The 11,035-nt window shown below is 69.8% G+C and carries 13 protein-coding genes; 2 read left to right on the top strand and 11 right to left on the bottom strand.

The features are described from left to right. Nucleotides 1–251 precede the first annotated feature (251 nt). Nucleotides 252–740 (top strand): helix-turn-helix domain-containing protein, encoded by a 489-nt coding sequence (locus AB0M65_RS11645; RefSeq protein ID WP_003096372.1) that lies wholly within the window; start codon nt 252–254, stop codon nt 738–740. A gap of 391 nt (nt 741–1,131) precedes the next feature. On the opposite strand, the gene nusB is transcribed toward AB0M65_RS11645, so the two are convergent. From nusB to AB0M65_RS11660, 3 genes are read right to left on the bottom strand one after another with little or no spacing between them, the layout of a single operon-like run. Further along, entirely contained in the window at nt 1,132–1,611 is a 480-nt protein-coding gene (gene nusB / locus AB0M65_RS11650) for a transcription antitermination factor NusB (RefSeq protein WP_364025237.1), read from the bottom strand. After that, complete coding sequence (gene efp, locus AB0M65_RS11655; RefSeq protein WP_364025240.1) at nt 1,611–2,174, bottom strand: elongation factor P; 564 nt, start codon at nt 2,172–2,174, stop codon at nt 1,611–1,613. Before efp ends, nusB begins: the two co-directional genes overlap by 1 nt. A 38-nt stretch (nt 2,175–2,212) precedes the next feature. After that, complete coding sequence (locus tag AB0M65_RS11660) at nt 2,213–3,304, bottom strand: Xaa-Pro peptidase family protein (protein WP_364025243.1); 1,092 nt, start codon at nt 3,302–3,304, stop codon at nt 2,213–2,215. A gap of 299 nt (nt 3,305–3,603) precedes the next feature. Between AB0M65_RS11660 and AB0M65_RS11665 the strand changes: the two genes are divergently transcribed. Beyond that, nucleotides 3,604–4,035, top strand: coding sequence for a B-4DMT family transporter (locus AB0M65_RS11665; RefSeq protein ID WP_364025274.1), 432 nt, complete (start codon nt 3,604–3,606; stop codon nt 4,033–4,035). Here the strand turns inward: AB0M65_RS11665 and AB0M65_RS11670 are convergent. Genes AB0M65_RS11670 through AB0M65_RS11705 form a run of 8 tightly spaced genes read right to left on the bottom strand, consistent with a single transcriptional unit; the run spans nt 3,990 to nt 10,794 of the window. Further along, the gene (locus AB0M65_RS11670) at nt 3,990–5,474 is read right to left on the bottom strand and encodes a beta-xylosidase (protein ID WP_364025277.1); all 1,485 of its coding nucleotides are present in this window, start codon (nt 5,472–5,474) and stop codon (nt 3,990–3,992) included. The two genes, AB0M65_RS11665 and AB0M65_RS11670, sit on opposite strands and share 46 nt — an antisense overlap. Nucleotides 5,475–5,534: 60 nt before the next feature. Then, nucleotides 5,535–6,461 (bottom strand): GNAT family N-acetyltransferase, encoded by a 927-nt coding sequence (locus AB0M65_RS11675; protein ID WP_364025246.1) that lies wholly within the window; start codon nt 6,459–6,461, stop codon nt 5,535–5,537. Then, nucleotides 6,458–6,889: a type II 3-dehydroquinate dehydratase gene (aroQ, locus tag AB0M65_RS11680; RefSeq protein WP_364025249.1), complete on the bottom strand. Its 432-nt coding sequence runs from the start codon at nt 6,887–6,889 to the stop codon at nt 6,458–6,460. Before aroQ ends, AB0M65_RS11675 begins: the two co-directional genes overlap by 4 nt. Next, entirely contained in the window at nt 6,886–7,995 is a 1,110-nt protein-coding gene (gene aroB, locus AB0M65_RS11685) for a 3-dehydroquinate synthase (protein WP_364025252.1), read from the bottom strand. The genes aroQ and aroB overlap by 4 nt, the downstream gene beginning before the upstream one ends. A gap of 8 nt (nt 7,996–8,003) precedes the next feature. Next, entirely contained in the window at nt 8,004–8,435 is a 432-nt protein-coding gene (locus AB0M65_RS11690) for a hypothetical protein (RefSeq protein ID WP_364025255.1), read from the bottom strand. Nucleotides 8,436–8,437: 2 nt separating this feature from the next. Further along, nucleotides 8,438–8,956: a shikimate kinase gene (locus AB0M65_RS11695; RefSeq protein ID WP_364025257.1), complete on the bottom strand. Its 519-nt coding sequence runs from the start codon at nt 8,954–8,956 to the stop codon at nt 8,438–8,440. Continuing rightward, the gene (gene aroC / locus AB0M65_RS11700) at nt 8,953–10,140 is read right to left on the bottom strand and encodes a chorismate synthase (RefSeq protein WP_364025260.1); all 1,188 of its coding nucleotides are present in this window, start codon (nt 10,138–10,140) and stop codon (nt 8,953–8,955) included. The genes AB0M65_RS11695 and aroC overlap by 4 nt, the downstream gene beginning before the upstream one ends. A gap of 48 nt (nt 10,141–10,188) precedes the next feature. After that, the gene (locus AB0M65_RS11705) at nt 10,189–10,794 is read right to left on the bottom strand and encodes an A24 family peptidase (protein ID WP_364025263.1); all 606 of its coding nucleotides are present in this window, start codon (nt 10,792–10,794) and stop codon (nt 10,189–10,191) included. Nucleotides 10,795–11,035: the final 241 nt, after the last annotated feature.

Here is an 11,035-nt window from a genome sequence, read left to right on the forward strand (position 1 = left end):
CTTCCCCGCCTCTCTGGACGGGTCCTTAAAGGACGTCGACTTCCTGCTTACCGAGGAAATCGAGTCGACACTAGCAGCAGCGGGGCCTGGAGTCTTACGGGTGGCGCGCCCCAGGTGACGAAGGCCTCTCGAAAGCACCCGCTTGACCTGGTGACAACTATGCGTAACCATTACTCTGAGTATTCGACTCTAGGAGTCCCCTGGATCGGTCACCCCGACCGATTGGGGGTGAGGAAACGGAGAACCACCAGATGGGCGATTACGCCAAGGCGCTCGGGGCCAAGCTCCGCGGGATCCGCCAGCAGCAGGGCCTGTCCCTGCACGGGGTCGAGCAGAAGTCCGGGGGCCGCTGGAAGGCCGTCGTCGTCGGTTCGTACGAGCGCGGCGACCGCGCCGTCACCGTGCAGAAGCTCGCCGAGCTGGCCGATTTCTACGGCGTGCCGGTGGTCGAACTGCTGCCGGAGGGCCGGGTGCCCTCGGGTGCCGAGCCGGCCACGAAGATCGTCATAAACCTGGAGCGCCTACAGCAGCTCCCGGCGGAGAAGGTCGGACCGCTCGCCCGCTACGCGGCCACCATCCAGAGCCAGCGCGGCGACTACAACGGCAAGGTGCTCTCGATCCGCACCGAAGACCTGCGTTCGCTGGCGATCATCTACGACATGACCCCGGGCGAGCTCACCGAGCAGCTGATCGACTGGGGTGTGCTGCCGCCAGAGGCTCGACCGTCCAAAGAGGACTGAAGTTGAGGACGTTTTCGGTCGGGGGGCCGAGAACGTTGCACCCCCAAGCCGCCCAAGACAACCGCCACCCCCACAACCGCACCCCCAGCCACGGCAACCACGGCCACGGCAACCGCGACCCCGACCCCGACCCCGACCCCGACAACCGTGACCACGGCAACCGTGCCCCCGTCAAAGGTGACCACGTCAACGGTGACCACGGCAAAGGCGACCACGGCAAGCGTGACCCCGTCGAAGGCGACCACGTCAACGGTGACCACGGTCTTTTGATCCTTTGGAGTCGCGCCCTTTTGGCCGGCAGGCCCCGCGATCGTGATGGCAGGGCGCCCTACAGCATGACGTGAGAGTCAATGCTGAAGAGCGCCCTGGCAGCACGATCGCGGCAGCGCGATTATAAGACAGCCCTGAGGCGGTCGGCGATGGTGCCGATCCGGCCGAGTACGCCGTTCACGAACCTCGGCGAGTCGTCGGTCGACAGTTCCTTCGCCAGCCCGACGGCCTCGTCGATGGCGACCGGGTCCGGTACGTCCTCGGCCCACAGCAGCTCGTAGACGCCGACCCGGAGCACCGCGAGGTCCACCGGCGGCATCCGGTCCAGCGTCCAGCCCTGAGCGTGTTCCGAGAGCAGCTCGTCGATCTGGGCCTTGCGCCCGGTGACACCCTCGACCAGCGAGATGGTGTAGTCCCCGATCGGGTCCACCTCGACGGAACCGACCCGGTCCGCCAGCAGCGTCACCGCGTCGGAGCCGCGCTGGGCGGCCTCGTACATCATCTCGACGGCACGCTTGCGGGCCTGGCGACGACTGATCGGCCCACCGCGGTTCGGCGATTTCTTGGATCGATTCTGCCCGGATTTGCCTGAGTCAGCCATCAGTTGGAGACGCGGCCCAGGTAGCGGCCGTCACGGGTGTCGACCTTGATCTTCTCGCCTGTGGTGAGGAACAGCGGCACCTGGATCTCGGCGCCGGTCTCCAGGGTGGCGGGCTTGGTGCCGCCGGTGGAGCGGTCGCCCTGCAGGCCGGGGTCGGTGTGCTGGACGAGCAGTTCGACCGAGGTCGGCAGCTCGATGTACAGCGGGACACCCTCGTGCACCGCGACCTGGACCTCGAAGTTCTCGAGCAGGTAGTTCGCGTTGTCGCCGACGGTCTCGGCCAGCACGGTGATCTGGTCGTAGGTCTCCGAGTCCATGAACACGAAGTCGGTGCCGTCCTTGTACAGGTAGGTCATGTTGCGGCGGTCGACGGTGGCCGTATCGACCTTCGTGCCCGCGTTGAAGGTCTTGTCGACGACCTTCCCGGTCAGCACGTGCTTGAGCGTGGTGCGGACGAACGCGCCGCCTTTGCCCGGCTTGACGTGCTGGAACGCGGTGACGGTCCACAGCTGGCCGTCGAGGTTGAGGACGAGCCCGTTCTTCAGGTCGTTGGTGGTGGCCACGAGTGTGCAGTCTCCTGTGTCGATCTTCCGGGCCGCCGTCAGACGACCACGAGGTCCTTGGTGCTCAGCGTGAGGAGTTCGGGCGTACCTTCCCGCACGACCAGCGTGTCCTCGATGCGCACGCCACCGCGGCCCGGCAGATACACACCAGGCTCGACGGTGACCGCCATACCGGCGGTCAGTGTACCGACGCCCGTGGTAGCGAGACTGGGCGCCTCGTGCACCTGCAGTCCGACGCCGTGCCCGAGGCCGTGACCGAACTCCTCGCCGCGCCCCGCGCCGACGATCACCTCACGCGCCGCTTTGTCCACATCGGACACTTCCGCGCCGGGGAAGACGGCGTCACAGCCCGCCGCCTGCGCGCGCTGGACCAGCTCGTAGACCTCTTCCTGCCAGGCCGCGGGCTTGCCGAGGACGAAGGTGCGGGTCATGTCGGAGTGGTAGCCGTCGACGGTGGCGCCGAAGTCGATCTTGACGAAGTCGCCTGTCGCGAGCACCGCCGAAGTCGGCCGGTGATGCGGGATCGCGGAGTTGACGCCCGCCGCGACGATCGTGTCGAACGACGGTCCCGTCGACCCGTGGCCGAGCATCCGGTTCTCGAGGTCGCGGGCGACGTCCAGCTCGGTGCGCCCCGGCCGCAGCCCACCGGCGTCCACCAGGTCTTCCAACGCCCTGTCCGCGGCCGCGCACGCCTGGCGCAGCGCCTCGATCTCCTGCTCGTCCTTGACCAGCCTCAGCTGCTCGACGAGCCCAGGGGTGCGGATCAGCGGGACGCGGTCGAAGCGCACCTTCAGGTCCTCGTGCTGCTCGACGCTGACGTGCTGGCTCTCGAACCCGGTCTTGCCGAACTCTTTTTCGGCCGCCAGATCGGCGAGCTTCGCCGCACTCGCCCGATCGAGTACCCGTTCGAGGTCGGGCACCTCGGTCGCCGACTGGACCGTGTAGCGGCCGTCGGTGCAGAAGATCGTCTTGTCGTCGCCGCTCCCGTGGACGAGGAGAGCGGCGTTGGACCCGGTGAAGCCGGTCAGGTACCTGATGTTGAGCAGGTCCGTGACCAGCAGCGCGTCCACCCCGGAATCGGTGAGCAGGGAACGCAGCGCCGCACGGCGGCGAGAGAAGTATTCACGCACTGTCGTATTATGTCGCGCGCTGACGGAAACGTCTCGCAGGGCGCTGGACCCGCTCGCAACTCACGTGGCCGGGCAAGGCGCCCTGCAATACGTTTCCGTGGGCCTCCGGCCCAAAAGAGGGCGCGCGACGGTGAAGTCTTCTCGTCGCGCTGGCGCGCTTCCGAGAAGACGGTCCGCCGGTCCCTGCGTCGGTCCCGTCGGTAGGTGGCAAAAGCATCACCACCGGCGGGCGGGGGTGACTGCGGCTACTCGCGAGTTAAACTCCACGCATGGCACCGTGGCTGACTCGTGGACTCGTGATGGCGCTGCTGCACGGCGCGGCCGTCACCGTGCTGGCCAAGTACGAGGTCTTCAACCCCACCGACAAGACCCTCGTCACCGCTCTCGCGCTCGCGGTCCTCGTCGGCGCGGCGGCGGGCTGGAGCGCGGTGGACGCCTGGCAGGACAAACCCGATCGCGGCCGGAACTGGTTCATCGCGGCGCTGATCGCCGGCCCGGTCTCGGGTGTGCTGTACGTGATCGGCCGCGCGGTGTTCGTCGACCAGACCGGCGCGTCCGAACTCGCCGGCGCGCTCACCGGCGGCGCCGCGTTCTCGGCCCTGCTGGTGCTCATCCCGGCCGGGCTCGGCCTGTTCGTCGGCGGCCGGATCACCAAGACCCGAGACGACGACGAGGAAGAAGAATCTCAGCCCGCGAGTGAGAAGCCTGCCGGGAAGCCGTCCCAGGCCTGATCGCTGATCTCCTCGACGGCGGAGTCGTTCAGCGCCGCCGCCCCGGCGTCGGGCACGGCGAACATCTTGCCGTCGAGCACCACACCGAATCCGCGGCCGGGCGCGCGCACCATTCTCGCCCCGGCACTCAGGCGCGCGGCTTGCGGGAACTTCTCGACGGCCTTGAGCCGCTGGTCCAGCACCTCGCCCGCGAGCACCGCGGCCACCGAGCGCCGGTCCACCCGCACCAGTTTGCCGTCGGCCACCAGGTCGATGGTCCGCTGCGGCGAAGGCATCGCGACGCCTTCGAACGCGGTCCGGGTCCGGGCGTCGCTGTCGCAGGCTCGCGAGCCGCGGACGTCCATGCCGAAATGTTCGAGGTCGGTCGGCGCCCCCGCGCCGCCGACGACGGTGGCGCGGACGACGTCGAACGGCACCCTCTCGCAGACGTCGCCCGAGGAGAGCGGCGCGTGCCCATCGGGCCGCCGGACCAGGCCGGGACCCTCCTTCCAGGCACCGGGGATGAGCGCCTGCCGGTACGGCTGCGCGGTGAAATCCCTGGTCCAGAAGGTGAGGGTGGTGCCGGTGTCGGTCTCGTGCGCGATCACGAACGCGTCGAGCGCGCCAACCCACATCAGGTCGGTGCTGAACCCGTCGACCAGCGAACGGGTGCGTGGCGAGATCGTGCTGGGCTTGGCCACGAAGCCCTGCTCCCCCAGCGTTTCCACGCCCTTGCTGAAGGCCGCGTCCTTGGCCCGGAGCAGGAACTGCCCGGCGCCGTTCCACCCGGCGGCCTTGGCCGTGGTGTCGGTGAAGATGAGGTAGAACCAGCCGTCGAGGTACACCGCCGAGGGCTGGCCCGCGCCGTAGACGTTGGCGCGGTGGACGTCGTGTGCGGGCCCGACGATCGGCTGCCCGCCGTTGGCGCGGGTCCAGCTGAGGCCGTCGGTGCTGGTGGCGAGCCCGATCGAGTTGCCGAGCGCGTGGTCGCCCGACGCGCCGGTGTAATACATGTAGTACATCGAGCCGACCTTGAGCACCGACGGGTCGCAGGTGTGCATCCCGTCGAATCCGCCGGGCGCGCCGGAGAAGACCGCCGCCGGGCCACCGCCGGACGGACCGGTGAAGGGCCCGTCGAGCGAGGACGACTGCGCGTAGAGGATGTCGTCACCGGCGGGCTGGGCGCTGCCGTACTGACTGCACCACCACATCCGGAGTTTGCCGCCGTCCCGCATCACCGTCGGGCCGTAGTTGTAGACCGCGTCCTGATCGCCCGCGGCGACCACTCCGCCGCTCTGCCGGGGATCGCTTGTCGCGAGTTCGACGTCCATCGGCCGCGGCGCCTCTTTCGACGTCCGCGGGGCTCCGCCTATCCCGCCGCCCTTGCCGTCGGCCTGGGGCTGGGCGAGGCCGTCACTGCAGGCCGTCAGGACCGCACCGGCCGCGAGGGCGGCCACCACGACACGGGCGGGTCGCCGACCCCCACGAAAAAGGCGCATGATGGCCGAGTGTAGCGAGGCTTAACCCGGTTGGGTGACGTCGCTCCCCGGTAGGGCGACCAACTCGACCTCGAAGCCGTCGGTGTTTTCGAGGTAGGCGGCGTAGTGCTGATCACCGCCCGCATACGGATACTTGTCCGCGAACAGCGGCGACCAGCCGTGTTCGACGGCCTTCGCGGCCAGTTCGTTCACCCGTTCGCGGGTATCGACGTGCAACGCGAGGTGGTTCAGGCCCGGCGCGGTCCGCTCGTGCTTTTCCCCGCTGAGCGCGGGAGAACGTTCGACGACGAGGTAGGTCGCGCCGAGTCTCCAGCTGACCCCGGCAGGCCAGCGCTGGAACTCCCGCCAGCCGAGTTCGCCGAGCAGCCAGCCCCAGCTTTCCTCGGCACGCGCGAGATCCGGCACCCACAGTTCGATGTGGTGCGCCAGCCCGTGGGTCGACGGCAACGCGACGAGTACGCGGTGCGGCCCGCTGCCGTAATGCTCGCCGCTGCCGACATCGAGGAAACCCAAGCGCCGCACCAGGTTCAGACTGGCCACATTGGACTCACCGACCAACGCCCACACCGAGGAGAGCCCCAGCCCGCCGAGTCCGTGCTCCAGCAGCGCGGTCGCGGCCTCGGTCGCCAGTCCCTGTCCGCCGTGCTCGCGCGCGAGGTAGTAGCCGATCTCCGGCACCTCGCCGGGCAACTCCGCGGAAGGCCGCAGATGCGCGAGACCGATGACCTCGGCGTCCCGCTCGATCACCCAATGCCCCATCCCGGCCGGGCCGCGGTAGGACAGCCGCCGTCCGACCATCTCGCGGACAAGGTCCGCTTCGGTGAGCGGAACCGCGAAATGAGCACTCAACGCCGGATCGGCGAAGAGCTCGACGATCGCCTCGGTGTCGGCCTCGGTGAGCGCGCGCAGCCGCAGCCGGGCGGTCTTGATTTCGGGCGGGTTGTTCATCCCGCGTTCGCGGCCAGCCAGCGCAGGGCCAACGGATAGCCGTCGACCCCGAGCCCCGCGACGACGGCGGTGGCGATATCCGACAGCACACTGTGGTGCCGGAACCGCTCCCGCTTGTGCACATTGGAGATGTGCAGTTCGATCAGCGGCGCCTTGAGCTGGGCGGCGGCGTCGCGGACCGCGATCGAATAGTGCGTCCACGCGGCCGCGTTGAGCACCACCGGCCAGCCGGCGTCGGCGGCCTCGTGCAGCCAGCCGACCATCTCGCCCTCGTGGTCGGTCTGGCGGACCTCGACGTCGATCCCGAGTTCCTTGCCGGTGTCGGCACAGGACGAGACCAGGTCGGCGTGCGTGGCCGAACCGTAGATCCCCGGTTCGCGCAGGCCGAGCCTGCCGAGGTTGGGGCCGTTGAGGACGAGCACCTTCACAGCAGCACGCTCCCGCCGGATTTGGGGGCCTCTCCCGCCACCGCCGAGTACGCCGCCGCGAGCAGCATCGGGTCCGGCCCTTCGAGCCTGCCGGGTTTGGCGAGCCCGTCGAGGACGACGAAACGCAGCACACCCGAGCGGGTCTTCTTGTCGCCCTTCATCGTCTCCAGCAAATGCGGGAGCGCGTCCGGATCGTAAGTGGTCGGCAGGCCCAGCAGCTTGAGGACGGCGACGTGGCGCTCGGCGGTGGCGTCGTCGAGACGGCCTGCCAGACGCGCGAGCTCGGCGGCGAACACCAGCCCCACGCTGACCGCGGCACCATGGCGCCACCGGTACTTTTCGCGGCGTTCGATGGCGTGGCCGAGGGTGTGGCCGTAGTTGAGGATCTCGCGCAGATCCGACTCGCGCAGATCCGCGGCGACGACGTCGGCCTTGACCTGGATCGAGCGGCGGACCAGCTCGCCGAGGACCTCACCGCCTGGGTCGAGGGCGGCGGCGGAGTCCTGCTCGATGAGTTCGAGGATGCGCGGGTCGGCGATGAACCCGGTCTTCACGACCTCGGCCATCCCGGCGACGAGTTCGTTGGGCGGCAAGGTCTCCAGCGTCGCGAGGTCGACGAGGACCGCACTCGGCTCGTGGAAGACGCCGACCAGGTTCTTGCCTGCCTCGGTGTTGATGCCGGTCTTGCCGCCGACCGCGGCGTCGACCATGCCCAGCAGCGTGGTGGGCACGTTGACCAGGCGCACGCCACGCATCCAGGTCGCGGCGACGAAACCGGCAAGGTCGGTGACGGCGCCGCCGCCGAGTCCGACGACCACCCCTTGGCGGTCGAGGCCGATGCGGCCGAGGACCTCCCAGCAGAAGCTGGCGACGGTGAGCGCCTTGCCGTCCTCGGCGTCGGGGATCTCGACCCGGTGCGCGTCGATCCCGGCCTCGGCCAGCTCGTCGCGGATGGCCTCGGCGGTGGTCGTCAGCGTCGGCGGGTGGATCAGCGCGACCTTGGAGGCGTCGGCGAGCTGCCCGGTGAGCTCGCCGAGGAGGCCGCGGCCGATGACGACGTCGTACGGCTTGACGGTGTTGACGGTGATGCGGACCGGCTCGGTCATCGTGTCCCTCACTTCGGCGGAAGCCGCTTTGCCCTGGCGACCTCGCAGGAGATCTTGCCCTTGACCGGGGTGTCTCCCGGGATCTCTTCGGTCACCTTCTGGCCAGGCGTCATCCGGTTCTTCGCGAACAGCGCTTCACCGGAGGCCTTGCCCGTGGCGTCCTTGATCGCGATGGTGACGGCGTAGCGCGCGTCCTCACCGGTGCTGTTCGTGACCTCGATGGTGACCTTCGGGGTGTAGCTGTTGCTGTCGCACTTCATGACCTGGACGTCGGCGGCGGCATCCATGTCGGGTGCCGCCGAGGCCGAGGCGGCGGCCGAGCTGCTCTGCGCGCCGCTGGTCTGGATCACGTCCGAGCCCGCGGGCTGCTTTTCCTCGCTGCAGGCGGTCAGGGTCAGGGTCATGACGGCGAGAAGAACGCCGGCGATGGTGCGCTTCATGCTCATTCCTTGCTGTCTTCGGTCAGCCCGGCGACGGCGGCTTCGACGACCTCGTCCGGGGTGCGGTGGTCGGTTTCGATTTCGATCGTGGCCACCTCGCGGTACACCGGCAACCGGGCGTCGAGAAGTGCCTTGTAAGTGGCGCGAGGGTTGACCCCCGCCAGCAGCGGGCGCGCGGTGGACAGCCCCGCGCGCTGGACTCCGGCGGCCATCCCGACGTTGAGGAAGACCACGGTGTGCCCGGCCAGCCGCTCCCGGGTGCCCGGGGTGATCGGCGCTCCCCCGCCAAGGGAGAGGACGCCGTCGTGTTCGGCCAGCGCCTTCGCGACCATCTCCGCTTCCAGCACGCGGAAGGCGGGTTCGCCTTCCTCCGCGAAGATGTCGGTGATGGGCTTGCCGGCCTTGGCGACGATGTCGTCGTCGCTGTCGCGGAAGGCGAGGCCGAGCCGGGCGGCGAGCGCCGGGCCGACCGTGCTCTTACCCGAGCCCGGCGGCCCGATGATCACCGCGCGAGGAGTCACCAGCGCTCCTCGAGCGCCTTCAGGTAGGCCTCGGCGTTGCGTTTGCTCTCGATCAGCGAGTCGCCGCCGAACTTCTCCAGCGCGGCGTCGGCGAGGACCAGCGCGACCACCGACTCCAGCACGACACCGGCACGCGGTACCGCGCAGACGTCGGAACGCTGGTGGATGGCCACCGCGGGTTCACCGGTGGTGACATCCACAGTGGACAGTGCTTTGGGGACGGTCGAAATCGGCTTCATGGCAACGCGGACACGCAGTGGCTCACCGTTGGTGATACCGCCTTCGAGGCCACCCGCGCGGTTGGACCGGCGGGTCACCCCGACCGGCCCGGTGCCGCGGTCGATCTCGTCGTGGGCCTGGCTGCCCCAGCGCGTGGCCGTGGTGAAGCCGTCGCCGACCTCCACGCCCTTCATCGCCTGCACACCCATGAGCGCGCCGGCGAGACGGGCGTCGAGCCTGCGGTCCCAGTGCACATGCGAGCCGAGGCCCGGCGGGAGTCCGTAGGCGAGCACCTCGATCACGCCGCCGACGGTGTCACCCGCCTTCCGCACGGCGTCGACCTCGGCGACCATCGCGTCGGTCCCCTCCTTGCCGAAGGCGCGGACGGGGCTCTCGTCGATGGCGGGCAGGTCCGACGCCACGGGCAGCGGGCCCTCCGGCGCCGAAGCGCCGCCGATGGACACGACGTGGCTGAGGATCTCGACCCCGAGCAGCTGCCGGAGGTACGCGCGGGCGACCGTGCCGAGCGCCGTCCGTGACGCGGTCTCGCGGGCGCTGGCCCGCTCCAGCACCGGACGGGCCTCCGGGAAGCCGTACTTCTGCATACCGGGCAGGTCCGCGTGGCCGGGGCGGGGACGGGTCAGCGGCTCGTTGCGCGCCAGGCCTTCCAGCTCCTCGGCGGGCACGGGATCGGCCGACATGACCTTCTCCCACTTGGGCCACTCGGCGTTCTCGATCTGGACCGCGACGGGGCCGCCCTGCGTCAGCCCGTGCCGGACGCCGCCGGTGAACTCGACGTGGTCGGTCTCGAAGCCCATCCGGGGGCTGCGGCCGAAGCCCAGCCTCCGTCGCGCGAGCTGCTCGCCCACTTCGGCGGTCGTGACCTCGACCCCGGCTGGCATCCCTTCCAGGATGGCGGCGAGGGCGGGTCCGTGCGATTCCCCTGCGGTTATCCAGCGCAACACCTGACAGATCCTGTCACAACCTCCCGGCCTGTCCCGGGACAGGCCGGGCTATCCCGGACCAGGTCCGGCGAAGACGGCGAGCACCCACGCGGCGACCAGGAGACCGGGCCCGTGCGGCACCGTGGGATGCCGGGGTCCGCCCACCGCGAGCGCGACGCTCAGCAGCGCCGCGGCGACCGCGCCGAGCACGACCGACGGCCAGCCCATCGCGGCGAGGACCGCGCCGAGGCTCCCGGCGAGCTTCACGTCACCAGCGCCGAGGGAACGCGGCGACAACGTGTGGACGAGCGCGTGCACGCCGCCGAAAGCGACCGCGCCCAGCACCGCCCGCCACGCGATGGCGGCGCCTCCCCCGTAGGCGGCGATCGCCATTGCCGCGGCCAGCGCCGGATACGCGGGCAGGGTCAGGATGTCGGGCAGGCGGCGGTACTTGAGGTCGGCCAATGCCAGCGGGACCGCGAAGACCGTCAGTACGGCCGGGACCGCGAGCCACCACGCCTGCCAGGCGCCACTCTGGTGACGGAGGCAGACGGCGACCATGAGCGCGGCCGTGAGCGCCGCCGCCCAGGGCGTCACCGGTGCCCCCGCCCGGCGCAGGCAGGCGCGGGTGGCGAGCGCCGATCCGGCACCCGCCACCGCGAAGGCGATCGGCATGAACACAAGATCAAGAGTGAGCTCATTACCCTCGCTGAGGCAAGGTTTTCTTTTCGTGACAGGGACTTTCGTGCACTACGACCCGGGCACTTTCGCCCGGGGCCTCACGCAAGTAGTCGACTACTTGCGGTTGCCGATGTTCCCCATGACCGCTGGGCGTTCTCCCGTGTCCTGAAGGCCCCCTTTGCGCCGTGAAGCCGGAGCCCGCACCGCCCTGGCCCGGGTCCACGCCGGCCTCGAC

Source organism: Amycolatopsis sp. NPDC051071, assembly GCF_040682875.1.
GTDB lineage: Bacteria > Actinomycetota > Actinomycetes > Mycobacteriales > Pseudonocardiaceae > Amycolatopsis.